The sequence below is a fragment of the Flavihumibacter sp. ZG627 genome (assembly GCF_000814325.1).
Taxonomy (GTDB): domain Bacteria; phylum Bacteroidota; class Bacteroidia; order Chitinophagales; family Chitinophagaceae; genus Flavihumibacter.
The window spans coordinates 97,742-123,362 of record NZ_JPHF01000009.1; the positions used below are offsets into that span (position 1 = coordinate 97,742).

Annotated in this window: 25 protein-coding genes; 5 read left to right on the top strand and 20 right to left on the bottom strand. The window is 42.8% G+C overall.

The window, feature by feature from the left end; genetic code table 11:
* The 4 genes from HY58_RS15475 to HY58_RS15490 all read right to left on the bottom strand — a co-directional run bounded on the left by HY58_RS15475 (position 1) and on the right by HY58_RS15490 (position 7,842).
* Positions 1-1,458 carry an arabinan endo-1,5-alpha-L-arabinosidase gene (locus tag HY58_RS15475; RefSeq protein ID WP_216593818.1) on the bottom strand — a complete coding sequence of 486 codons (1,458 nt, stop codon included), beginning with the start codon at positions 1,456-1,458 and terminating at the stop codon, positions 1-3.
* Between the two features lie 38 nt (positions 1,459-1,496).
* Positions 1,497-3,074, bottom strand: a complete 1,578-nt coding sequence (locus tag HY58_RS15480; protein WP_052324197.1) for an alpha-N-arabinofuranosidase — start codon at positions 3,072-3,074, stop codon at positions 1,497-1,499.
* A gap of 143 nt (positions 3,075-3,217) precedes the next feature.
* Positions 3,218-4,777, bottom strand: a complete 1,560-nt coding sequence (locus HY58_RS15485) for a RagB/SusD family nutrient uptake outer membrane protein (protein WP_052324198.1) — start codon at positions 4,775-4,777, stop codon at positions 3,218-3,220.
* Positions 4,778-4,809: 32 nt separating this feature from the next.
* The gene (locus tag HY58_RS15490; RefSeq protein ID WP_039133978.1) at positions 4,810-7,842 is read right to left on the bottom strand and encodes a TonB-dependent receptor; all 3,033 of its coding nucleotides are present in this window, start codon (positions 7,840-7,842) and stop codon (positions 4,810-4,812) included.
* 430 nt (positions 7,843-8,272) lie between these two features.
* Between HY58_RS15490 and xseA the strand changes: the two genes are divergently transcribed.
* Both xseA and xseB read left to right on the top strand, forming a co-directional pair.
* A complete protein-coding gene (gene xseA, locus HY58_RS15495) occupies positions 8,273-9,688 on the top strand; it encodes an exodeoxyribonuclease VII large subunit (protein ID WP_039133981.1) in 1,416 nt (471 codons plus the stop codon).
* Positions 9,666-9,860 carry an exodeoxyribonuclease VII small subunit gene (xseB, locus tag HY58_RS15500; RefSeq protein ID WP_039133983.1) on the top strand — a complete coding sequence of 65 codons (195 nt, stop codon included), beginning with the start codon at positions 9,666-9,668 and terminating at the stop codon, positions 9,858-9,860. The genes xseA and xseB overlap by 23 nt, the downstream gene beginning before the upstream one ends.
* Positions 9,861-9,942: 82 nt before the next feature.
* Here the strand turns inward: xseB and HY58_RS15505 are convergent, their stop codons facing one another.
* The 4 genes from HY58_RS15505 to HY58_RS15520 all read right to left on the bottom strand — a co-directional run bounded on the left by HY58_RS15505 (position 9,943) and on the right by HY58_RS15520 (position 12,878).
* Positions 9,943-10,482, bottom strand: a complete 540-nt coding sequence (locus HY58_RS15505) for a ferritin-like domain-containing protein (protein WP_039133987.1) — start codon at positions 10,480-10,482, stop codon at positions 9,943-9,945.
* Positions 10,483-10,593: 111 nt separating this feature from the next.
* The gene (locus HY58_RS15510; protein ID WP_039133989.1) at positions 10,594-11,121 is read right to left on the bottom strand and encodes a hypothetical protein; all 528 of its coding nucleotides are present in this window, start codon (positions 11,119-11,121) and stop codon (positions 10,594-10,596) included.
* Positions 11,122-11,154: 33 nt separating this feature from the next.
* Positions 11,155-11,493, bottom strand: a complete 339-nt coding sequence (locus HY58_RS15515; RefSeq protein WP_039133992.1) for an L-rhamnose mutarotase — start codon at positions 11,491-11,493, stop codon at positions 11,155-11,157.
* Positions 11,494-11,513: 20 nt separating this feature from the next.
* On the bottom strand, positions 11,514-12,878 hold the full coding sequence (locus HY58_RS15520) for an alpha-L-fucosidase (protein WP_082022198.1): 1,365 nt from the start codon (positions 12,876-12,878) through the stop codon (positions 11,514-11,516).
* A 170-nt stretch (positions 12,879-13,048) separates the two neighbouring features.
* On the opposite strand from HY58_RS15520, the gene HY58_RS15525 reads away from it, so the two are divergent.
* Complete coding sequence (locus HY58_RS15525; RefSeq protein WP_039133995.1) at positions 13,049-14,635, top strand: amidohydrolase family protein; 1,587 nt, start codon at positions 13,049-13,051, stop codon at positions 14,633-14,635.
* On the opposite strand, the gene HY58_RS15530 is transcribed toward HY58_RS15525, so the two are convergent.
* The 3 genes from HY58_RS15530 to HY58_RS15540 all read right to left on the bottom strand — a co-directional run bounded on the left by HY58_RS15530 (position 14,625) and on the right by HY58_RS15540 (position 16,345).
* Positions 14,625-15,152 (bottom strand): ferritin-like domain-containing protein, encoded by a 528-nt coding sequence (locus tag HY58_RS15530; protein ID WP_039133998.1) that lies wholly within the window; start codon positions 15,150-15,152, stop codon positions 14,625-14,627. The genes HY58_RS15525 and HY58_RS15530 overlap by 11 nt on opposite strands.
* An 81-nt stretch (positions 15,153-15,233) precedes the next feature.
* Positions 15,234-15,857, bottom strand: coding sequence for a DUF4142 domain-containing protein (locus tag HY58_RS15535; RefSeq protein ID WP_039134001.1), 624 nt, complete (start codon positions 15,855-15,857; stop codon positions 15,234-15,236).
* The gene (locus HY58_RS15540) at positions 15,854-16,345 is read right to left on the bottom strand and encodes a CinA family protein (RefSeq protein ID WP_172644671.1); all 492 of its coding nucleotides are present in this window, start codon (positions 16,343-16,345) and stop codon (positions 15,854-15,856) included. The genes HY58_RS15535 and HY58_RS15540 overlap by 4 nt, the downstream gene beginning before the upstream one ends.
* Before the next feature lie 113 nt (positions 16,346-16,458).
* Between HY58_RS15540 and HY58_RS15545 the strand changes: the two genes are divergently transcribed.
* Positions 16,459-16,722: a hypothetical protein gene (locus HY58_RS15545; protein ID WP_156123719.1), complete on the top strand. Its 264-nt coding sequence runs from the start codon at positions 16,459-16,461 to the stop codon at positions 16,720-16,722.
* Positions 16,723-16,796: 74 nt separating this feature from the next.
* Here the strand turns inward: HY58_RS15545 and HY58_RS19035 are convergent, their stop codons facing one another.
* From HY58_RS19035 to HY58_RS15580, 7 genes are all read right to left on the bottom strand, one after another.
* Positions 16,797-17,993 (bottom strand): hypothetical protein, encoded by a 1,197-nt coding sequence (locus HY58_RS19035; protein WP_052324200.1) that lies wholly within the window; start codon positions 17,991-17,993, stop codon positions 16,797-16,799.
* A gap of 114 nt (positions 17,994-18,107) precedes the next feature.
* Positions 18,108-18,569: a low affinity iron permease family protein gene (locus HY58_RS15555; RefSeq protein ID WP_039134008.1), complete on the bottom strand. Its 462-nt coding sequence runs from the start codon at positions 18,567-18,569 to the stop codon at positions 18,108-18,110.
* Between the two features lie 44 nt (positions 18,570-18,613).
* Positions 18,614-20,275: an alpha-glucan family phosphorylase gene (glgP, locus tag HY58_RS15560; protein WP_039134010.1), complete on the bottom strand. Its 1,662-nt coding sequence runs from the start codon at positions 20,273-20,275 to the stop codon at positions 18,614-18,616.
* A gap of 141 nt (positions 20,276-20,416) precedes the next feature.
* Positions 20,417-21,817, bottom strand: coding sequence for a rhodanese-like domain-containing protein (locus HY58_RS15565; RefSeq protein WP_039134013.1), 1,401 nt, complete (start codon positions 21,815-21,817; stop codon positions 20,417-20,419).
* A 65-nt stretch (positions 21,818-21,882) separates the two neighbouring features.
* Positions 21,883-22,512, bottom strand: a complete 630-nt coding sequence (locus HY58_RS15570; RefSeq protein ID WP_039134017.1) for a Crp/Fnr family transcriptional regulator — start codon at positions 22,510-22,512, stop codon at positions 21,883-21,885.
* Between the two features lie 75 nt (positions 22,513-22,587).
* A complete protein-coding gene (locus HY58_RS15575) occupies positions 22,588-22,998 on the bottom strand; it encodes a DoxX family protein (protein WP_039134020.1) in 411 nt (136 codons plus the stop codon).
* A 140-nt stretch (positions 22,999-23,138) separates the two neighbouring features.
* Positions 23,139-23,552 carry a VOC family protein gene (locus HY58_RS15580; RefSeq protein WP_039134156.1) on the bottom strand — a complete coding sequence of 138 codons (414 nt, stop codon included), beginning with the start codon at positions 23,550-23,552 and terminating at the stop codon, positions 23,139-23,141.
* Positions 23,553-23,663: 111 nt separating this feature from the next.
* On the opposite strand from HY58_RS15580, the gene HY58_RS15585 reads away from it, so the two are divergent.
* On the top strand, positions 23,664-24,656 hold the full coding sequence (locus HY58_RS15585) for a GlxA family transcriptional regulator (RefSeq protein WP_039134023.1): 993 nt from the start codon (positions 23,664-23,666) through the stop codon (positions 24,654-24,656).
* Here the strand turns inward: HY58_RS15585 and HY58_RS15590 are convergent, their stop codons facing one another.
* Positions 24,657-24,854, bottom strand: a complete 198-nt coding sequence (locus HY58_RS15590; RefSeq protein WP_039134026.1) for a hypothetical protein — start codon at positions 24,852-24,854, stop codon at positions 24,657-24,659. It lies immediately after the preceding gene.
* Between the two features lie 106 nt (positions 24,855-24,960).
* Positions 24,961-25,596 (bottom strand): hypothetical protein, encoded by a 636-nt coding sequence (locus HY58_RS15595; protein ID WP_052324202.1) that lies wholly within the window; start codon positions 25,594-25,596, stop codon positions 24,961-24,963.
* Positions 25,597-25,621: the final 25 nt, after the last annotated feature.

Here is a 25,621-nt window from a genome sequence, read left to right on the forward strand (position 1 = left end):
TCATTTTTTCTTTCCCCAAACAGCAACTCCTTCATTATTAAGTCCGGTGAATATGATAGTGTTTTTCTTATTTTCCCAATCACGGCCTCTTTGTACCATTACCCTATCGGTGTAGCCATTGTTCCATTTGAGTTCGAGCCAGGGTGCGTTATAATTCCAGGTACCAGCATTGTTGTTAAGACTTCCGTCAGCATTGATCATCAGATCAACACTCACCTGGAAGTCAGGAGAGACCTGCTCTTCCGCATATCCGGGAACAACACGATAGCCCATCACGATCTGCTCATAATTACCAGATATATCCGCGGCAGGAACAAGACTATTATCTTCCCATGCATATCGTTCGGGAGAAACTACTGGCCAGCCATCGGGGGTCCAGAAAATTTTTCTTACATGCAGGTTCATAAAGAATTTGCCATTCCCCGGCCTCGCCTGATGCGCAATAAAATACTGACCCGTGCCATCCTCAAAAACTGCATTATGAGCAACACCCTGGTAACCGCTATGGTTCCTGAACTGATAGGGGGCTAAAATCATAGGGCCATGATCCTCATTAATATTTACATCCTTTCCATTATAATCATAAAAAGGACCATCGGGATTATCGCCTTTTGCTACCCGTACATTGTACTTTGTTTCAAGCCAATCGTAAGAAATAAACAGATAATACTTTTTTAATTGGGTATTATAAACAACCTCCGGCCCTTCAATATTTCCATTATATTTTCCTCCTGTAAATCCGCGATTTGCAATGCGCTTGCCTTTATATCCGGGCGACTTTGCAAGACCGGTTACCGGATCTAACGACAATGCATAAATACCATCCCATGCGGACCCATAATAAAACCAATGTTCACCAGTTGGGGTAACTACTACAGCAGGATCGATAGCATTCGTCTGTATAGTCTGGTCATCCCTGGAAACAACCACAAGGTCTTTTTCCTTCCAGGGCCCTTCGGGAGAGGAGGCGGTAGCCAGACCAATAACACTCAGCCTTGGCTTTGCACTTGATAGAGAATAATAAAGCCGGTATTCGTTACCTACCTTCAAAACATATGGCGCCCAGAGTGATCCAAATGGTTCGCTATTGTTTTGTCTTATAAACGCAGCACCTTTTGCAGGAAGACCTTCAAATACCCAGCCCACTGTTTTCCATTCCACCAGGTCTTTGGAGCGCCTAATCTGTAAGCCCACCCGGATAGCATGACCCCATGCAACATCCGTACTATATGCATAATAATATTCCCCGCTTTTAATAATGGAAGGATCATGAACATTATGAGATCCCCAGAACAAATACTTTTCGGGGGCAGCAATATCCTCGTAATTATCGCGGATTGAATTAATGTCAAAGGCTGGTGAAGGATTTGGACCCGGCCCAGGATTGGGATCGGGCCCTGGGGTTGGCCCGGAGTCCGTTTTGGAACATCCGGCCGCCATAACTGCTACGAACACCATTGACAGGGTATACTCAAATATATATCTCCACATTAGCATTACCTTAATTCAAGCACCACTACAGAAGCAGGAGCCATTTTCAGATTTATTTGTTTTCCTTTCAATGAAGCCCCATTATAAACTGCTGGCTTCACTTTTTCAGCTTGCTGAAAGCTGTTATGATCCTGAATCTTTGCTGATGAAAGAACACGTCCTTTAACGGACTTAACTGACAGGCCATCTATTCCAATGTTAATCTCCCTGGCATTAGATGGATCAATATTAACGAGAGATATATGTGTGACGCCAGCCTTATTCTTTGATGCGGAAACAGAAATGGCATTCATGGTATCCTTGCCAGCGATGTAAGTGGGACTAGCAAAATCCACGGGTATCATTGTTGCGTCCTGATGCACATTGTACATTTCCATAACATGAAATGTTGGGGTAAGTAATATCTTTTCTTTATTAGTAAGTATTACGGCCTGTAGCACATTAATGGTCTGTGCCAGATTTGCCATACGCACCCTGTCTGCATGATTATTAAAAATGTTTAGTGTTACCCCTGCGATCATTGCATCACGCATTGTATTTTGTTGTTGCAGGAACCCTGGGTTAGTACCAGGATCGCCATCATACCATCCTCCCCATTCATCAACAACCAGTGCCACTCTTTTCTTAGGATCATATTTATCCATTATCGCTGAATGCTTTGTTACCAATTCCTCCATCTTTAATGCTGACTTCATTGTAGCTGCATAATGCGCTTCAGTAAAATCAATAGAGGGACCTTTCTTGGCCCAATCGATTACAGCATAATGGTGAAGTGCCACCCCTTCTAACATGTGGTGGGGGATATCGCGCATAAGAACTTCAGTCCACTTCAAATCTCCTGAATTGGCACCGGAAGCAATACGAAACATTTTATCGTTATTGCCCCAATCCGTCATGAAAGTTGCATACTTACGGTACTCATTGGCATAATACTCGGGAGTCATGTTACCACCGCATCCCCACGCTTCATTTCCCACGCCCCAATAACTTACGTCCCATGGTTTATCACGGCCATTTTCTTTACGCCATTTACTCATTGGACTTACCCCTTCAAAATTTACATACTGAACCCAGTCGATCATTTCCTGTACTGTACCACTCCCCATATTTCCGGCCAGGTAAGGCTGTGCGCCGATCTTCTCACACATATTCAGGAAATCATGCGTACCGAAACTATTATCTTCTGTAACTCCTCCCCACCACCTGTTAACTATTGTGGGTCGTTTTTCGCGGGGACCAACACCATCCTTCCAATGATAAGTATCAGCGAAACAACCACCAGGCCAGCGAAGTACAGGCACTTTCAACTTTTTCAACGCTTCAATAACATCATTACGTACGCCTTCAGAATGTGGAACAAGTGTACTCGTATCACCAACATAAAACCCACCATAAATACAGGTGCCCAGGTGTTCAGCAAAATGACCGTAAATATTCTTATCAATTACATGCTGAGCTTCGGATGCACGGAGTGATACAGTCACCACCTGTGCCTGCAATACGTTTAATGAATTAAAAATTAAAATTAATGTAAGGGCTGATTTTATGAGCAGCCGAAAGAAGATGGCAATCGTTATGTTCATGTAAATGTTTTATGTGGCTTATTAATTGTTAAATATACACTTTTGTATAATTATTACTTAAGAAGGGAGGGGTTAGGAGGATCGGGAACAATCCTCCTGCCATACTCCCAATAAACGACTGATGCTTGCTGTATGAGAAAAATTTAATAACTGCTATTTTGAATCCATCCTTTATTTATTTCGATCTCTGACTGAGGAATTGGAAAGTATTCGCGCCCCGGTTGGTATGAATTGAATTCGGGATCCCTTTCCTTTAGCATAGCCAGTTTTACTGGGTCCTTAAGCCACCCCCAACGATTGATATCATCAAACCGTTTACCTTCAAGACTGAGTTCCAATAATCTCTCGTGCGCAATCTGTTCACGCATCTGCGCCTGTGTCATTGCGGGCTTTGTATCCGAAAGATCTGGGAGACCCACCCGATCTCTAACCAGTTTGATCCACTGGTATGCCTCAGCAGTTGCGCCAGTTTCATTTAGTGCCTCAGCATACATGAGTAATACATCCGCATAGCGAAGGAGTCTTTCATTCATGCCTGAACGCCAGTCAAATTCATTCGGTTTGGTTTCGTCATTCTGATATTTACGCACGAACAGATCATTGAGGTCGGCGGGATTATTTGCATAGGCCACCGAGAATTCCTGTCCGTATAATGTAACACCTGGGGCATTAAAGAACATTGTGGCACGCAAGCGTGGATCTTCTTTGCCATCAACTGTCTTTTCTTCATTGAAAGCATTGAATGCAGCCCTTGTTGGCTGAACATCCACAAAACCAAATCCTCGGGGGCCATAGGTTATTGCTCTTGCACTGTATTTACCCCAGGAAGAGGATGGGGTGCCGCCCCAGCCCAATTCTGTTCCTCCAACACTTCCATCAAACTGAACTTCGAAAATTGACTCGATATTATTTTCAGAATTCTCTCTGAAATTATCGCGATAATTATCCATGAGGTCATAAATACCAAGGTCAATCACAGCCTTGAAACTTGCTGCCGCTTCTGGCCATAGTTTATTAAAAAGCTGAGCCTTGCCCAGGTAAGCCAGTGCGGCACCTTTGGTGGCCCGTCCTTTATTACCCTGGTCAGGACCATGTACGCCATCATAACTAACGGGTAAGAGACCAGCCGCTGCATCAAAATCTGCCATTGCTTTAGCCCAACCGGCTTCCGGGGTTTCCTGAACCATATAATAAGCAACTTTACTTGCTGGCAGCTCAGTAGGATATGCAACATTTCCCCAGAAATTTGCGAGATGGAAAAAATATAATCCACGCAGGAAATGGGCTTGTCCAAGTATCCTGTTCTTTAATTCCGCGTCCATCTCGATTTGCGGAACATAATGTAAAACCTGGTTGGCCTTTGACACCCCTTCATAAAAGGCCCCGTAAGACCAGCCATAAATTGCGCCATCTGCAGTGTTAAGAGCAAATTTTCCGGTATTGTACATCTGAAGCCAGGGACTATTACTTTTTGCATCGTCGCCACGTGTATCCATCATGAGTGGTGTGGAACGCATATAGCTTCCATCGATGATCAGGCTGCTGTATGCAGCATTAACTCCCTTAACAGCATCATCTGCCGTTTTCCAGAAACTGGCTGAGGTAGGTGCATTAGGATTAACGAGTTCAAGCTTTTTCTCACAGGCTGTGAACCCTATAGTTGCTGCGGCAATCATTACCGCGTATACTTTTATTGTTGACATTTTCATTTCGATTTTTTTGAAATTTAGCGACCTTAAAAACCTGCCTGCACCCCAAACATGTACGTTCTTGGATTAGGCCATGAACCAATATCAAAGCCCCTGCTATAGAGACCATCGCTCATGAAATCCGGATCATATCCTTTGTAATCAGAAATGGTAAGAACATTTTGTCCAGAAACATAAATGCGTAGTGAATTAAGTATCTTGGTTTTACCCAGCATACCAGCAGGGAGTGAATATCCAACCTGAAAATTCTGAAGCCTTACATAATTGCCGCTTTCGACATGGCGATCAGACAAGCGGTTGTTGCCATTAGGATCTCCAATTACCGGACGAGGAACATTTGTATTCGTATTTTGAGGTGTCCAGTAATTCAGGTAATCGGTATGGTAGTTAGCATATAAACCAAGCATAAGGTCATGATAGATCCCATTAACCACCTTGTTACCTCCATGCCCCTGCCAAAACATTGAAAAATCAAAGTTTCCGTAACCGGCTCCGGCATTGAATCCGAAATAATATTTTGGTATAGCACTGCCCTGGTAAACCCTGTCGAGGTCATTGATCACATTATCTCCATTAGTATCCACAAATCTAACATCACCGGGAGCCGCATTCACCTGCTGTGCATGCTTGGCAATATCTTCCTGACTATTGAAGAGTCCTGCAGTACGGTAAACAAAAATATCACCTACTGAACGACCAACTTCTGTTTTGCTGCCTGCACCATAAATAGGGTCATCATTATCACCCAGCTTTAGTACTTCATTCTTCACTGTGTGCATATTTGCATTCAGGTTGTATTTGAATTTCCCCACCTGGCTGCGATAACCAAGATTGAATTCTAAACCACTATTACGCATAGTCGCAGCATTGGAAATCACATTTGAGGGGAATGATCCAACCGTTAATGGTATAGGAAGGGGGAAGAGAAGGTCCTTATTCGTATTGCGATAATATTCAGCTGAGAAAGTGAGCTTCTCATTCATTAAACCCGCATCCAGACCAACATATGAGGTAACTTTCGTTTCCCATTTCAATGAAGGGTCAACAACATTTACGGTTGTTGTACCCGGTGCGAGAACGCCGTTAAAAACATAAGACGCATTGGTATTCACAAAAGCCTGATAGGCGTAATTGGGAATATTCTGGTTTCCAAGTTCACCATAGCCACCCCTTATTTTCAGCGAACTGATAGCATCGGGCAAACTTAACCACTGCTCATTATGCAGGTTCCAGGCGCTTGCAGCTGAGGCGAAATTACCGAAGTTATTACCAGGTGCGAACCGTGATGAACCATCCCTTCTGAAATTCAGCGTCAACAGGTAACGATCATCGAAATTATAATTCAGTCTTCCAAGATAGGAGAAGATATTGCTTTCCTGGTAGCCACTTGAAACTGTTTTTCCCTCAGCGGGCGCCTGTTCAAAATTGGGATAGTAGGGCATTGTAAGACCACGCGCACTGGCATAAATTCCTTCTCCGCGATCGTACTGATATGTTATTCCTCCAAGGAGATCGAATGAATGCTTATTCAACTCCAGTTTGTATGTTAACAGATTCTCGATAAGTGAAGTATTATTAATACCGCGGTTATCCCGAAGAAGCGATAATGTATTGGTATAGTATGTACCCATTTCAAACTCTGGTTCGAACCAACTGTCTTTCCAGTCTGTACGATCATAACTTAAGTTGAGTCTGTATTTTAGTCCCTTTGCCAATGCCAGCTCTCCCCAAAAGCTTCCAAGCATCCGGGAGCGGTTGTTCTCATTATCCAGCAACGCATTCATACCTATCACATTCAGCATGATACCCCTGTAAATTGTTTCTGCGGGTCCACCATATCCACCAATATGATTCGGGTCTTTAACCGGAATAGTTGGGAAAGCGGTAACCAGACTGGTGACCATTCCACCAAATACAGCGCGTGAGCCCATATCATTGAAAGGCGCTACTTTTCCAGACTGGCTATAGGCTATTTTCGCCCCATAGGAAAATATTCCCTTCTTACCGCCAAGGTTTGCATTAAGAGTATAGCGATTGTATTTCTGTGGACCAGTATATGTTCCCTGCTGGTCGAAATAACCAAGAGAAACGCTATAGGTTGCTGCTTCGCTTCCACCAGAAAAACCTACATTATGATCCTGGATCAACCCTGTTTGAAAACCTTCCTCCTGCCAGTCGGTGTTAACATCATCCACAAAACTTGCACTGGATGGATCATTGGCGGGTGCAATCCCAAGTCCTGCATTCAGCTCTGCCGCAGTAACGATCTTCTGGTATCCAACCCGATCCGTAACTGACAATTTTTTAGGATTGAATTGTGCACCCACATATCCGTTATAATTGACTTTGAGTTGTCCGGCCCTGCCTTTTTTAGTAGTAATGATAACTACACCTGTTGCAGCGCGTGCTCCATATATTGCACCGGCCGAAGCATCCTTTAATATCTGAACGCTTTCAATATCACCGGGATTGAAATCAAAAGGAGCAGTTACCGGAACACCATCCACCACAAAAAGAGGATCATTGTTCTCAAAGGAACTCACCCCTCGAATTTTGATACGTACGTACCCACCTGGTTCTCCCGAACCATGAACAGTTACACCTGATACCTGACCCTGTAGCATTTTAGCCACATCATAGGTTGCCGTTTTTTTGGCATCATCTACTTTAACAACACCAACCGATCCTGTAAGATCCTTTTTCTTCTGTGTACCGTAACCTACAACGACAACATCATCCAGTGTGCCTACTGCCTCTTCTAGAGAAACGCGAATGGCCTGACCAGCACGTACGGTAATGCGCTGTTCCTTAAAACCTACATTGGTTAATTGTAGAATGTCGTTCTCTTTAGCTTCAATGCTAAATCGACCATCCTGATCAGTCATTACCATCGCACTATTACCCTGAAGTGAAACAGTTGCACCAACAATGGGATTACCCTTTATATCGGTGACTCTTCCCGTTACTGGAGTGGTTTGTGCGGAAACCTGCAAAAAGGTTAAAGTGAGAGAGATGCAAAGCAGTATGCACCGAAATTTTCGTGTGACAAGCAATCTCATAAGTTTTTTTTAATAATGGTTCACAATGCAAAAAACAAAATAAGGAAATACGATTTCCTTGCACTAAAATAAATGTATTTTTGACATTTATTAATACTTAGCCAAATTATTTTAAATTATTTTTTTAGGCTTACTTTCCTAAACCGATACACTCACCAATAATGCATATCTATTAAAGAGGTAGCATTACTAGTTGTATCTGTTAGTTAGATACGTCTATGAATGAAACACCTAAAGTCATCATTATCAATATTATTTGTCATTTTAACACTTATTCGCAGATAATTCAATACGCCAATCATATCCATTTCCCGCCTTCCTAGATTTAAAGTGGTAAATTTTAAAGGGTCCTCTGTTGAATCATGGGAATTCGATAATGCCGATGTGGAGAATTGCATTAACGCCTCTTTACAATTCTTATCTTTAACGCATGTCATCAAACATACTGTTATCACAACTCAGCCTGCTCATCCAGGAAACATTGCAGGATAGTTTTGCTTATAAAAGATTTTGGGTAATAGCGGAAGTAATTAATCACAGCTTTTATCGCCAGAAGGGATTTCATTATTTTGATCTGGTTGAACGTGAAGGCAGGAACTTGAAAAATCAAACCAAAGCGGCATCCGGTAATGGCAATATTATTACAAAAATCTCCGCTGTTGCATGGAGTACAGGGGCGTCAAGAATAAAGGCATTTGAGAATGAGACTGCGCAAATTTTCACCAATGATATTGAAGTGCTGGCTGAGGTATCAGTTGATTACCATCCGGTATACGGACTTAAACTTACCCTTCTGGATATTGACCCCCGCTTTACACTGGGCAAGCAGGAACAGCAAAGGCAAGCTACAATTGAAAGACTGCTTAACGAAAACCCAGATTATGTTTGGCGTAACAGTGAAGGCAAAGTACAGACTTTTAACCAGGAGCTGGAGATGCCCATTGTTATCCAACGTATAGCTATCGTGAGTTCCCGAAATGCTGCGGGATATGAAGATTTCTTACATAGCCTTGAAGACAATCCATTTCATTATAAGTTTATAATTGATGGTTTTTTTACCACCGTGCAGGGTGAGCAGAATGCGCCCGCCCTGGCAGCCACACTAGAAGATGTTGCAGAAGCTGCGCATCAAAAAGGAGTGGACTACGATGCTGTGGTGATTATTCGGGGAGGGGGCTCCGGTACCGATCTTTTACTTTTCGACAGGTATGAAATAGCTGCGGCTGTTGCGGCCTGCCCATTCCCCGTGCTTGCTGGCATTGGCCATCAGAAAAATGAGAGCATTACGGATATGATGGCTCATACTTCCCTCAAAACACCCACTAAGGTTGCTGAGTATATCATCCAGCATAACAGGACCTTTGAACAGGAATTACTAACAAGTCAGCAGTCTGCAATCATTTATGCCCAGCAAATGTTGGCGGCAAGCAAGCAAGAACTAACACAATTGCGGGCCGCTGTACTGTTCCAGTCTCAGTCTCTGCTTTACCAGCACAAACAATCACTTATTACATGGAAAAATATGTTCGCCCAAAGGCCAGTCCAACTAATTTCAGCAAGAAAAAATGAATTATTCCACAAGATCAGTACACTCCGGCTTCATAACCGGAATTTTATAAAACTGCATCAATCCAATATTGATAACATGATCAGGCTTTTCCGTATGGCATCTCCTGAAAATCTACTTCAGAGAGGTTTTGCACTAATACGACACAATAATAATTTTGTTTCGAGTGGGAGACACTTTAAAAAGGGTGATCTTGTTGACATTATTATGGTGGATGCAGAAATAAGCACTACAGTTAATAGCAAAAAAATACCTGATGGAAAACCATTTGACCTATGAGTCGGCCTATGCCGAATTACAGGAGATTGCAACGGAGATTGAAAATGAAACGATTACTGTTGATCAGCTTGCTCAAAAGTTAAACCGCGCAGCTAACCTCATTGAATTTTGCCAGGCAAAACTTCGATCAACAGAAACCGAAGTGAATAAGATTATCGGAAATATGGAATAAAAAAACGCGCTTCAATACAAAACTATTGAGAGCGCGCTTTGGAATTCGACCTTCAGGACTGCTCCATGCGGGTCAAAAGTCTTTATTCAGCTGCTGTTTCATTGATAGATTCTGCAATCTCGCTTAGTAAGCTATCGGCATCTTTTTCATTGTCAAGAATTCCTCCGAGGATATCACGTGCTTCAGTGTTGCCCAGTACTTTTGCAAATGTAGCCAGCGAGCCGTAAGATGCAATTTCATAGTGTTCAACCTTTTGTGCTGCCATAATAAGAGCTGCATCACGGGCCGGACCAGATTCATGCTCTTCCATTACTGATTCTGCTTCTTTTCCGAGACCTTCCATAGCGTCACATTTTTTAGCAACGGCCTTTTTACCAATAAGTTCAAAAACCTGCTCCAGCTTAGACACATGCTCTTCTGTTTGAGCCAGATGGTCTTCAAAAGCTCCTGCCAATTCTTCATCCTCTGAAGCTTTCGCCAATTTAGGCAGTGCCTTCACAAGGTATTTTTCTGCCCAGTACATGTCTTTCAGGCCATCTTCAAAGACCTTACTAAGATCTTCCTTTTGCTGACTGGTCATTTTTTTACGTGGTGCGGCGGGTGCCTTCTTAGTCTTTTGCATATGCTTAAATTTTAAGGTTTAAAATCACTACTATATACCTTAAAATAAGCATGCCTCCTTATTGTAGATCAAAGGTGGGGGAACGCCGAAACATTTTGGGAAAAATTACTCTCAGTGACGTGAAACCACCCCCAGATCCCGAAAATAATCCAGTGGATCTACGTACTTTTTATTCTCTGTATTCAGGTAAATATTATCGGCTATAAGATCTTCAAGCCGGGTAAGGGGAAGGTCCTCAATAGTAGGTGACCGCACACAATATTCTTCTATAATGTAGGTTAGCTGGTTCATGCGGCCCAGCATCTGTTTGCTACTGGTTTTGCCAACAACATAACCATCATCAATCAAACCCAGTTCTCTGTCAATGAATTGTTCCGAAAAACCGTTTCGGCGTAGTAGGAGCAACAAACGTTCTTTGAACATACAATGTGTTCCCTGCAATGTTTTGCCATGAACAATAACCGTTAACCCGGATGGCTTGTGCATGTACAATACCAGCATCTTGCCAGGAAAGCAGGTCCGGATCAGTTTTGCATACCAGGTATGCAATTCCTGTCCGGGGGATGACTCTGAGATATATAATGGCGCTTTTAAGCGCGATGCATTCAAAAGTTTATGCACCGCCTGGATGATGATCATTCTTAAAGATAATAATTGGCACCTATTCTCCGCTCAACTGTTCATTGGAAATTGGAATATCTCTTCCATCAGCACCCATTTTTTGCCCGGCTCCGCCCAGGGAAGACGCTGCTGAAACCTTTCCATCAGAGCCTCCCAGTCACACACGCGGCTATTTGAGGCATCGGCAGCAGCTTTTGCCTCAAAAGAAAAACCGGGAGTTGTCTCTATAATCATGAATAGCCTGTTACCCGTGCGGTAGATTCGCATTTCCTTAATACCGCTATCCCGTAGACTGTCCAGAACCTCAGGCCAAACTGCCTGGTGATATGACTCATATTCGGAAATGGCCTGAGGATCATCTTTAAGATCGAGTGCAAGAGTATATCTCATATTCCGGTTTTTATGCCTGCCTATTCATAAATCATTTTTATCACTGTATCGTAGGCATCTTTTTCGATGCCATCCAATCCAATTGTCAATACTTTTTTCTTGAGTTCGTAGGGGATGGATTTACCGTTTGCGAGCAGCTTTAGTGACTTTAGTTTCTTGTATGGAAAATTCTCCAGTCGAATCTTGGTGGCAGCGGTGTCAAGAACATGAAAATAAAATGCCTCGGTCGATCTTGTTACTGTACCCCAACTTTCTTTAGTTATACCCGCACCGCGAGTACCGTGGATACTTTCCGCATTTACTTGCATCCATTTCCCAATGGAGTCAAGCCTGTTTATAAACTCGGGTTGTATTACACCGTTGGGCATGGGACCAACATTCAAAAGCATGTTAGCATCAAGTCCCGCAGCTTTTACCAGCAACTGAATCATTTCCCTTGTGCTTTTATAATTCCGGTCGGTTATATTGAAACCCCAAGAGCCATTCATAGTTATGCAACTTTCGAGCGGAAGAGCAGAAATACTGTTTGGATCAGTACCCCATCCGGTTGTGTTCTGCCCGGGAAGATCCTGTTCAAACATCTGGAAATCTTCCCCCTCAATAGGCGCCAGATGATGATTATTACCAATCAAAGTTCCGGGCTGCAAACGATGAATCAAGGAATATATCTCATCATACTGCCAATCCACTTTACTATCACCTTCCCATTTCTTAGTAGTTTCATTAAAGCTAACCTGGTCCCAATGGCCATCAAACCAGATGCCGGCTATCGGTCCATAATTAGTTAGCAACTCCGTCAACTGGTTCTTCATGAACTCGATATAATCGCCCCAACTGCCCCTTTCTGTGCGCCCCGTTCCCTGGCCGGTTCGGCCGGTCCAGTACTGGTAATCAGTGCGATACCAATCCAACAGCGAATAATATAAATAAAGTTTGATACCTTCCTTCCGGCATTCATCAGACAAGGCTTTCAGCACATCCTGCCCATAGGGTGTATTGGTAATTTTCCAATCGCTGTACTGAGTATCCCAGTTACTGAAGCTATCATGATGCCGCGTTATAAAAGTGATGTATTTCATACCGGCAGCCTTGGCAGCTGCTACCCAGGTGGCAGCATCAAACTGAGAGGGATAGAATAACTGTTGCAATTTCTGGTACTCCGGAACCTTTATGTTTCTGTTGTTCATCACCCATTCCCCGTCACCCAGTACACTAGAAGCACCCCAATGAATGAACATCCCGAATTTATCAGCCTGAAACGCTTTCCTTGCCGCAATTACTTCGGCGCTGGGCTGGTATGGCTGGGAAATCAAATCATGTGGCTCAAACAAAGCCGCCAATATTAAACCTGTAGCAATGGACAGATTCCAAAATTGCGAACGCATATCGTTAGGGCAACCATTTGAGGGTGCTGCTATCAAACTACAAACTTTCTGCTGAACAGCCTTAGGGAAAATGGCAGGAGTTAATATTTTCCCAGTAAATGCCAAAATACACCAGTTTCCCCTTTTAAAAAGTTGAAATATAATATCGTAACTTTTCTTCAAACTGAATTATGAAATTGCAGGTATTCCTTTCTGTTAGACTCCTTTCCCTTCTGTTGCTGCATTCACTATTCCTTAGTGCCCAGCCTTTTGACATCATTATCCGGAATGGTAAAATAATTAATGGCACCGGAAATGCCTGGTTCAGGGGGGATGTGGGAATAATGAATGACAGGATCATCAGAATAGGAAATCTTGCTGCCGAAAAGGCAACAAAAACAATTGATGCAACCGGACTGATTGTTGCCCCTGGTTTCATTGATGTTCATGGTCATGTGGAAGGAAGCATCCTTGAACGCCCAACCTCCGATAATTTTATCTATGATGGCGTTACAACAATTATAACAGGAAATTGTGGGGGATCAGCGGATGATCTCTCACAGTTTTTCGCATCGCTCGACAGTATAAAAACATCATTAAATATTGCCTCGCTGGTAGGCCATAATACAGTCAGACGTTTAGCAGTTGGGTTGGAAAATAAAATTATTACCGAATCTGACCAGCGCAAAATGGACAGTATTGTTGCAAAGGCAATGCAGGATGGAGCTGTTGGACTATCAACAGGCCTGATATATCTTCCAGGTATGTTTTCCAAAACCGAGGAAGTGGTTAGCCTGGCAAAAGTAGCAGCAGCTCATAAAGGAGTATATGCTTCTCATATACGCAACGAAGGAAATAAGGTTGCTGAAGCCATCAGGGAGGCAATCAATATTGGTAAAGAAGCTGCAATACCTGTTCAGATCTCACATTTTAAAGTGAGCGGAAGATCAAACTGGGGCCGCTCGGGTGAAACATTGTCTTATATCGAAGAGGCCAGAAAGGGGGGATATGATGTTACTATCGATCAGTATCCCTACACAGCCAGCAGTACCAATCTGAATACACAGTTACCGGATTGGGCACAGGATGGCGGACTGGACTCAATTCGTTTACGATTTGGCAATCCGGCTGTTAAAGAGCGCATCGTTAGCGATATGATTTCTCAGATGAAAAAAAATAAATACAAAAATTATAGCCATGCAGTTGTGGCCCGTTTCTCCGCCGATAGTAGTTACAATGGAAAATCAATTACAGAGATAAATAAAATTAAAGGCAGGAAACCAAAATTAAAACAAGAGGTGTTAACAGTTATAGATATGATCGATTCCGGTGGTGCACAAATGATTTATCATAGCATGAATGAAAATGATGTGCGCTACTTCATGCAATATCCACACAATATGATTGGGGCCGACGCTGGTGTATCAAGTGGACGGGGAATGCCGCATCCCCGTGGGTATGGCAGCAACGCAAGGGTACTTGCAAAATATGTACGGGAAGAAAAGATCATAAGCCTTGAGGAAGCAATACGTCGGATGACTTCCCTTGCAGCGCAGAAATTCAACCTTAAAAACCGCGGACTTATAATGGAAGGTATGGCTGCCGATATTGTTGTTTTTGATGCCGAAAAAGTGACGGATCGTTCCACCTTTGAACAACCTCATCAGTTCTCAGAAGGATTCAGGTATGTATTGGTGAATGGGCAAATGGTTATTGATGAAGGAAAACATACAGGTACACGAAGTGGTAGCTGCCTGTATGGACCAGCTAAACGTTAGGCAATGAAATTGGCGCCCTTGCCCTTATGTTTATATCATGCTCTGCCAACTGTGATAGCCTGTCATCAATCTGCTTTTCATTCACTTCAGCTTCATGAAACACAGAAGCAAATTTTTCCATCCCCAATGTATTGGCAAATGCAGCCGCAGTTCCGTAACTACTGATCTTATAATGATTAATTTCCTGGATACAGGATAGCAAACAGGCATCACTCACTTCAGGATCAGCACATTGTTGTAGTTTTTCGTTGCAGGATTGAATAAAGGCCTGCATTGGTTTACTCGCTATAGCCTGGGAAAACATTTTCTCTTCAGCAAAAAAACCAGTTAGCACTAAGATATGTTTCTCTATAAAAATGAGGTATCTGGAAAGTACTTCTTTCAATTTGAACGTATTCGCCCGGTTGGTCCAATCGTGGATGACCTGTTTTAACTGCATCTCACCGCTAAGAAGATTACGTGCATCATAATCTAGCAGGTCATGAAGATTGCTGATCTCTTTGTTTAGCGCTGCCATAGAACTAATTTTAGGATAGTCAAGCTATGAAAATACTTTCTGCAAAACAATGATAGAAATCAACTTTAAAAATGAAGATGATCACTTACTTAGAAACGCTACCATTTTCTGCCTGTTTGATCTAAGAACGGTGATAGCCTTATTGAGATGAGCTTGTAAAACCGGATCATTTTCCTTTCCAAGTTGAACTGTGTAGGTATTGATTAAACTTTCCTGTTGCTTTAGCATGGTACTCTTCCAAGCCTCATCAAATGAAACCTCTTTTAGCTTTTCCAGCTCCGATACTTCCTTTCCCTGTGCAGGCCCATTTGGCGCATTACCACTAATTGCTTTTAACTCATCAAGCAACTGCTGATGGTCAACCCTAAGTGCACGTGCCAGATTTTTTATATCTGCATTCGTTCCTTTACTCTCCGCAAGTCCCGCGATATGTATGTCCTGCTGATGGCTTCTTAACGCCTTCTCAATGAATGGGGCCGCATTAGTAGCCGTTGTTCCAACAACTGGTTCTGACACATCATTTCCTGTTGAATTTTTTGGGTCAGGTCTGGGTTCAGGAACTTCCTTTCCTTCAACAATTTTAGGAGAGTCGCTTTCAGAAGAAACTATTACTTCTTCTTCCTTGTTTGCTTCGGTTATACAGGATGATAGCGAAACCGAAAAGCTGAACAACACGAATAACAGAAATAGGTGAAATAATTTCATATAATTGTTTTTAACAGCAGATCAATGGCCTGCCGCGCGTATCCCTGCTGAACCTCATGGAATTCTCCCTCTGATCCTTTAAGCCTTTTATGTAGTATAACCTGGTCGGGCGTGCATATAGCTAACCAGGCGTAAGGCTGATCAATATCCAATTCCTGATCGGGGGCCGCGTATCCTGTTATAGCACAACCATAATCGGCTCCAAAATTTGTTGCTGCAGCCATTGCCATTTTTTCTGCAATTTTTGCACTTACGCCATTCACCTTATCTGCTTTTATTGGATCAATCCCAAGATGTTTAAACTTCTGGCTATTATTATAGACGGTAATACCACCCTGGAAAAAACTTGTGGCCTTATCTGCAGATGAGATCCAGGCTTGAATATATCCTGAAGTTACACTTTCTGCAATAGCAATTGTCTTGGAACGGGTTATTAGTATCCTACCCAGTTCCTTTATTTCAACTAGAGGTATTTCTGTTCTAACCATATGCATCATTAAACCAGCTGGTTAAAAAAACGTGCCATCTGCATTATAGAATTGGCTGGTACCCTGTTTGCATGGATGTTGAAACAGAATTCATAACTTTTAAAACGAATGCCATGTACAAAACAATTATGTATTTCAGCGCTGATCCCGGGCCAGGTAAAGGGGGTGGTTCCAACGGTAATGATAGCCAGGGTCCAGTGACAAACCGTGATAATGATATCACTAATAAAGATGACCAGGATGATATTGGTGAAGGTGCAGGAAATAATGATATCGGGGGGAATAACGAACCTGAGATTGATCATCCTGCCCCTCAGCCATCCACTACAGAAGAAAAGATCCCAAATATGACAGACAAGCAAAACCGGCCCATGTAGTTTTGGTGTAATAGTGGATAACAGAAGAGGCTGTCAAATGACAGCCTCTTTGGTTTCAGAAACAAACAGAACGTTTATTTCTTCGCGTTCTTCTCAGCAAGAGAAGAATCTTTTGATTTATTACCATCCTTATTTTCTTCAGACTGGTCTCTCTTATCAGTATTGCTCATGGATGACATTGAAGTGGATTTGCCGGCTTCAGATTTATTGCCTTCCTGTGAGCTTTGTTTCCATGGATCCTGCTTAGACTTATCTTCCTGGCTACTATACTGACCAGAGAACTGCTGCGATGATCTTTCCTCACCGGATTGCCCTTGGTTCCATGCCTGGTTACTCTGGTTTCCCTGGCTTCCCTGGCTTCCCTGGCTTCCCTGGTTACCCTGGTTTCCCTGGTTCCAGGATTGATTTCTCTGATCACCCTGGTTGCCATACTGTTCACGATCCTGGTTCCAGTTTTGCTGACCCTGGTTCCATTGCTGGCCATAAGATTGATTGGATCCCTGGTTGCCCGATCCATAACCCTGATTACCCTGGCCGTATCCCTGATTTGATTGGCCATAACCCTGGTTGGATTGGCCATAGCCCTGGTGCCCCTGACCATGATGCTCCTGGTTCCAGCCCTGTTGGCCCATACCTTGTTGATTCCAAGACTGATGGCCCTGTCCCTGACCCTGGTTCCATGACTGGTGTTCCTGGCCCTGATTCCATGCCTGTTGGCCAGATCCTGGATTACGCTCATTGTAACCACCAAAGCTTCCCTGTCCGTAAGATTGCTGCTGATTGCCGAATCCACCTTGTGGGAAATTGCGCTGACTTTGATCCCATGGCATTCCTCCACCAAAGTTTCCGGAATTATATCCTTGCTCCATTCCACGGCCCCACGACTGCTGGTTACCTTGTCCATAACCGCGATTGTACCCGCCCTGATTATAACCACGGTCATCATATCCTCGCTGGTCATATCCTCGCTGATCATAACCACGTTGCTCATGGCCGCGCTGATCGTAACCCTGGCCATAATCATTTCCTCCATATGATCCAAAATCACGTCCTTCACGGCCCCGATCATAACCCCGATCCTGGCGACTCATATAACTGTCGCGACCCTGATTCCTTTGTCCTTCCCATGAACGGTCATCATCATAAGACCTGTCCCGACGATCATAATCTTCTTCACCTTCCCTGTCATAACCAAATCCCCTGTCATTATTATAGTGTGAACCATAAGACTCATTTCGTCCGTAATTGCTTCTTGAGTTTTCTCGTTTCATAACAATCGTTTTTTTGTTTAAAAATTAATGGCATTACTACCATGCAAAACGATTGCCCCGTAATCATGAAAATTTCACGTTCTAAATCGTGTAATGGAATCTACTTTTAATACATCATTTTACCCTCTTTTGTTTCTGTAGAGCAATCTCCTCAGCCTCTTCTATACTATGAGATTCATTTGCACTATCATGCTCCCTTGCTTTGTCAAAGAGGTGCTGGTAATATTTACGCATACGTATCAGATCCTCTTCCGTTAGCTCTTCAATATCTATGAGTTTATTGCTAGCTTTATCACTGCTTGCAATCAGTTCATTAAGTTTTAATTGTAAAGCAAGTGTGTCCTTATTCTGAGACTGCTGAATGACGAATACCATCAAAAAGGTAATGATAGTAGTACCTGTATTTATTACCAACTGCCATGTGTCTGAAAATTTGAAAACCGGACCCAATAAAGCCCAGACAATTACTATTAACATGGCAATAATTGATGCAATAGGACTACCGGTAGCCCTAGTAACTTTATCAGCTACTGAGGCGAACGTTTTGGAAAGACCGCCGCTTTTATTTTTACCCATAACCTTTTTTTACCCTGATCATTCAATTCCCGTACTTGGGGAGCTTATGACACAGTTATGGGATTATATAATTCCGTATAATACTGCCTTGCAAGTCGGGCACTGTCAAACTGCGGAAAAATATCCCGCATTCCCTCTTTCATAATCTGCAACCAGGTTTGAGGGTAATCGTAATAAAGTGGAATAACTTCCTTTTCCAGGAGTTCATAGAGGCAGGTGGCATCTAATTCATCCTGCTGGTGTTCATTTAAAGTGGGATTACAGGAGGGGATGACAAAACAATTTTTTTTATCACGGGCAAATTCCGGAAACCACCCATCGGGCAGGGCTACATTAACCGCACCATTCATGGCAGCGGTCATACCGCTGGTTCCGGATGCTTCGTGACGAAGGCGAGGTACATTCAGCCAGATATCGGCACCACCTTTCAACAATCGACTTAATTTCATTTCATACCCAACCAGTATTGCGCAATTAGAATGAGATTTACAGATATGGACAATCTTGTCAAATACACCTATGGAACTGTAATCAAGTGGGTAGGGCTTTCCTGCCCAAATGATCTGTATGGGCCTATCCGGATTGCTGATAAGTTTTTCAAACCGGTCCATATCATGAAACAAAAGATCAGGTCGTTTATACCCTGTAAACCTTTTTGCAAACACGAGTGTGAGAATGTTTTCATCATAGATCTCTCCATTCTGGTCAGACACTTCTTCAAACAAAGCCCTTTTAGCAATCTTCTTTCTTCTCAATAAGGCCTCATCATCTCCTTCTTCAAGTGCTTTATACATTCCTTCATCAGCCCAGAAACCGAAATGCTGGGCATTTGTAATAGGGATGATAGAACATATATCGTTGTGGTTAGCCCACATTTTGAGCATAGTTTGCTGGTGTGGTATTGATACACCATTCGCCAAGCCTGCCAGGTGTAAGATGGAAGCTGTATGATCTAATGTATCGCCTTCTGTATGGGTAATTATCCTTACTTCAGTAATGGGAACTCCGCAGAGAAAACCCATTTTCTCCAGCCAGATTAAATCAGATTTTACGTTGCCTGCTTCTTCGGGTGTATGGTTCGTGAATACCAGGTGTCGCTTCAATTCTTCGCGGCTGCGGTATCGCTGGTAAAGAAAAAAGGCAAGTGGTAATGCATGCGACTCATTCAGGTGATAAATATCCGGCTCCCAATTGAGGATCTCCAGCAAACGGGCTCCACCGGCGCCGAGCAGAATTGCAGCTGCAATTTTGGCCTCAGGATTGGCATCATACAACTTGTGGCAGGTGGTTTGTGCCAGGTAATCATTCTCCGGAAGGTCGGTACTAAGGAAAAACATTGGCACAGTATTAAATACTGAAGGTGACAAATACCAGGCAGTTACCCAAACTTCATGTCCCGATATATTTATGGTGAATTTTATACCTGTCTTCTGTAAAAAACCATATACTTTTTCCTGGAAGAGGATATCCATCGTTTGATCGGCCTTCCGAACCTGGTCATAATATCCATACTTCCATAATATGCCAATGCCCACGATGTTTTGTTTAAGGTCAAAGGCACTACGCATATGAGAACCGGCCAGGAAACCAAGTCCACCCGCATATATCTTAAAACTTTGGTGGATCGCATATTCCATACAGAAATATGCAACAGGTCGCGAATATCCAGGTTCAAATTCATATGGATGCGAGAACTCGAAAGTCATCAATAAGCGTTTCCTGAAATTACAAAGTTCACTATACCATTATGCTGATAGTTATCAACCAGCCAATGATTATAATCAACAAAAAAGGGCTGACCCATTAAATGAGACAGCCCCGTCCTATAAAAACCTAAATCAACCCTATTAACTTACAACCGGATTACCCTGGTTGACCCACTCATTGATACCGGAAGAAAAATTCACCACATTCTTATATCCCTTGCCGGCAAGTATTGAGTAGCCAATGGCAGCACGATCACCTCCCTGACAATGTATCACCACTTTCCTGTCTTTGCTTACTTTATCGAGGTTGTTTAATATGGTTCCAACAAACACATTGTCTGCTCCGGCTATATGGCCACTTTCATATTCTGTTGCACCACGCAGGTCCACAACCTGGATACCATTGCTTTCTTTTAATGACTTGAACTCCTCCAGACTGATACGATTTTCCTTCTCCAGCTTTCCACCTGTTTCTTCCCAAACCTTTACAGAAGGAACATAACCATAGATATTGTCGAGGCCTATACGCATCAGTTTCCGGGTGAGCTCATCCAGCTGTGATTCTTCCGCAAGCAGAATAAATGGTTCTTCATAAGTCAGGAACCAGCCCGCCCAGGTACTCAATGAATTGTTGTTCTGAATATTAATGCTACCCGGAATGAAACCTTCTGAAAACTCAGACTTATTACGGGTATCTATCAGCTTAATACCCTTATCCAACGCTTCTTTCAGTTCGGCCGCATTCAGTTGTATAAGCTTAGGAACCTCTGTAAGTAAAGGACGATCAACTTTATTCAGCTTCTTCATCATTGCAAAATACTTCGGTGGTTCTGGCTGGCCCTCAAGCAAATACTTTACAAATCCAGGCTCATTATTTTCATATCGGAAGGCCCAGTTCCGTGCCTTTTCATATCCTACAGTTGTACTAGGAACAGCACCCAGCGCTTTACCACAGGCTGATCCTGCTCCATGGCCTGGCCATACCTGGATGAAATCGGAGAGAGCATCGAATTTCTTTATGGAATTAAACATCTGGTGGGCGCCCACATCCTGGGTTCCCTTCATCCCTGCAGCTTTCTCCAGCAGGTCGGGACGGCCAATATCACCTACAAATACAAAGTCGCCTGTAAACAACATCACCGGCTCATCACTGGCTGGCGTATCCGTTAAAAGGAAGCTGATGCTTTCAGGCGTATGGCCTGGCGTATGGATCACCTCTATCTTAAGATTACCCACCATAACAACATCACCATCTTTCAAAGGCTTATGGGCAAATTCATATTCCCATCCCTCACCACCCTCTGCAGAAAGGTACATATCAGCACCAGTTAACGCAGCAAGTTCCCTTGACCCTGCAAGAAAATCAGCATGGATATGCGTCTCGAAGATATGGGTGATCTTCATGTTGTTTTGTTTGGCAATTTCGAGGTAGGTATCTACATCGCGCTTGGCATCAATTACAGCGGCTACGCCGGCTTTCTGACATCCAATAAAATAACTTGCCTGTGCAAGACTCTTGTCATAAATGTGTTGGAAGAACATATGGCTTATAGTTTTTTTTCTGATGTAAAATTGCTATTATCTATTGGCTTGTTCTGTGCCAAAAATCACTTAACCCAATCAAAATAACTACGATGTATGATTATCCATCCATTCTTTTCCATTTTCTTCAGCAGTCTGCTGATTACTTCCCTGGAGGAATTAAGGTCATTGGAGATCTCCTGGTGCGTTAATTTTACCTGGTTTCCAAATTGTTTTACATAACGCCTGATATAGAATTCCAGACGCTCATCCATATTCCGGAATGCGATCTCATTTACGGTTTGTAGTAAATCATCATAACGATCGCGATACGATCGCAATATAAAATAGTGCCAGCTCTTATATTGCATTAGCCATTTATCCATAAGCTCCAGGGGAATGGTGAGTGTCATTGTATCTGTGTATGCTAAAGCCATAACAGAGCTGAGTTCCTCGTGGTAATCACTTACCAATGAAATCGCACAGGCTTGTCCACCTTGTATGCTGTACATGAAAAATTTATTCCCTTCATTATCCTGCTGATATAATTTTACAATACCCTCCAATACAAGGATCACTGACTTTATTGGATCCCCGATATTGATAAAGGTGGTGCCGGCAGCCTGGGTGGTCACCTGGCCATATCGAAACATTTCTGTGTACAACTCCGGTTCAAATCCGGGTAATACCTGCCTGATCGTATTCTGCTGGATCATGATTGGTAATAATCTTCCCGTAAATTGGGAATCTTTACCAATTCAGAATGTGCTAATTGTTACACAAGAGATTTCTTAATCCGGCTGCCTGAAGATATACTTGTCAAGAGAATATTTACCACTTCCCAGAATGAAGATCACAAAGCACAGAAGCCAATAAACGAAGGCAATAGCTTTGGCATCAAATGGATCATTCGCATGTGCTATAAAGAAAACCACCGTCATAGTTATGAAGATGGGTATGATCGCCAATCGTGTAACTAAGCCTAACACAACCAGAATAGCACAGAAAAATTCCGCAAATATCACCAGGTTGAATGATAGTCTGGAGCCAATACCAATAATATCACCAAACATTGGAAGGATCTGGTCGTAATTCACGATTTTCATCCACCCGTAACGTATGAATAAGCCTCCTACAATTAGTCGCAAAAGCAATGTGGCAAGATCAGTATGCAATGAGCCTGGCTTGAAAAGTTCTTTCATATTATAATGGATTTTGATTTACTAATTCATAACAGAGTAACACAATACCACAGCCAAAAATGAATATTGGCATACCACCAATTAAGCCATCAACGGTCATCTGTACCTGTAGTTTTAACTTTCTCATATTTACGTATTAATTATTCTCTGCCAGAACATTTGAGCAACCAGTGATGACCGAACTTATCAGTTAGCGCTCCAAATAACGCACCCCAGTGAGTCTTTTCAATAGGTTGTGTTTGTTGACCATCTTCAGCCAGTTTATTATAATAGCGTACCATCTGTGATGGATTGCGGCATTCCAATAAAATGGATATTGAATTACCCTGTATAAGCACTTCATCTCCTACCATATCCGTGCCCATTAATACAAGACTACCCTTTTTAAGCAATGCATGGAGAATACAGCCCCTGATCTCCTCCGGAAGACGATCAGCCATCGGGGTATCACCAACCGTTTGAAGATAAAGTTCACCTCCAAGGCATTGTTTGTAAAAATCCATCGCGTCCCGGCAGTTGCCATTAAAGGTAAGATAGGTTATCAGTTGACTCATCAGGCTCATTGATTACAGTGTAAAAATGGCAAGCTTTTCGCAGAGAAAAGGGTTGAAATCACGACGTTTAAAGGGGTTGATTCCGTCAGCCCTATTCATTAGCTTTATCACATGAAAACCATATCCATACTGGTGCCGGAATCAGCGGTAATGGAAACCGTTGCTGACCCGCGCTATCTATTCACAACTGCTAACCAGTTTCTGACGGCATCAGGTAATGATCCCGCATTTAAAGTTGAGCTTGTGGCGAGATGCCCGGAGGTTAAATTGCATGGAGGTATTTATTCTGTTCATGCAGATAAATCGCTTTCTGAAGTAAAGCAAACGGACCTTGTAATTATCCCCGCTATCTTAGGTGATTTTAAGGAAGTCATCAAAAATAACAGCCAGGAAGTAGAATGGATCAAAGATATTTATTCATCCGGGGCAGAGATTGCATCGCTTTGTGTGGGCTCATTTCTACTGGCAGCCACCGGGCTATTAAATGGAAAACGCTGCTCAACTCACTGGGCCTTCTACCAGGAATTTCGGGAGATGTACCCCGATGTCACCATTATGGATGGGCATATAATAACCGATGAAGGGGGATTGTATTCAAGTGGTGGCGCAAACTCCTGTTGGAACCTGCTTCTGCATATACTGGAAAAATACACAAGCCGCGAGGTAGCCATTCTTGCAGCAAAATATTTCGCGATTGATATCGACAGAAAAAGCCAGGCAGCCTTCTCTATGTTCAGGGCTCAGAAAGACCATAAAGATGTTGAGGTAAAACGAACGCAGGAGTTTATCGAAACCAACTTTACGGAAAAGATCACGGTTGAACAACTGGCTACCGAAGTTGCCCTGGGCCGGCGAAGCCTTGAACGACGGTTTAAACACGCTACAGGAAATACTATTGCTGTATATATACAAAGGGTGAAGATCGAAGCTGCCAAGCGCAGCTTCGAAGCAACCCGTAAAAATATTAATGAAGTGATGTATGATGTGGGGTACACCGATACCAAAGCCTTCCGCCAGGTATTTCGAAAATTCACCGGACTAAATCCCATTGATTATCGGAATAAATACAATAAGGATGTAAAAGAGGTAATTACTTCTCTTTGATTAATTCCGGATTGTAGTATCGCGGATCAATGTATCAGTTCTTAAAGTATCATTCATCATCATTGTATCTGTATGCATAGTAGATCCATTGTGCATGGATGAATCTCTAACCTCTATAGAGGTATTGGTACCACTGTCACAGGCAGCGAATAAGAAGGTGATTGTAACCGTAGCCAGAATCAAAAATTGCTTTTTCATAATTATAATTTTATTTAGGAATACGGGTACGAATTGACTATTGCAGGCACAAACCATACCATGCCGTTAAATAAATACAGGCTGTGGAATCAACTCTACGATATGGCTAATCTTTGCCCTTATCATCATTATTGCCAACAATTCCTTTTACAAGCGCTTTCCACTGCATGTCGGCCAATCCAAGTACCGCAGCAGTGGCAACCAGCGTATTGCGAATTTTATCTGCCATTGAGGTATTCTCATTGTTGGGCTCCTCATTCCTCCCCATCACACAGGCACTCACTATATTAGCTTTCCGATGTACAATAAAATTGGAGGTTGCAGCAGTAGTAAAAAAATGTGCAGCTTCTTCTTCACTACTCCCAGGTTTAGGCGCAGGCCTTACCCGCATAGAAATATAATTTTCCTGGGTCTCATCATCTGAGAGATTGTCCTCAATAGATTCGATCACAACATAATCTGATCCTTCTCCCGCCTCGTTACCGGGTGCGGGCAGGTTAATCTGAAAAAAGAGGCCTTTCATCGCCTTACCCTGAACTTCGTTTCCTTCGCTATCTATTAACTGAAAACTTGCCGGTGACCCTTTTGCAATCTCTCCCCAATTATTCACGTCAAGCAGCCGCTGGGCCGACATATAAAATAAATGCCTGGCTGCTTCATTTGATTCTGTTTCCACCTGGTAGCAATTATCTGAATGCTGACCCTTCATTTGCGGAGGAATATTGCTGGGAGTATTTTCCATGGAAGTGTATTAGTTCTATACATTC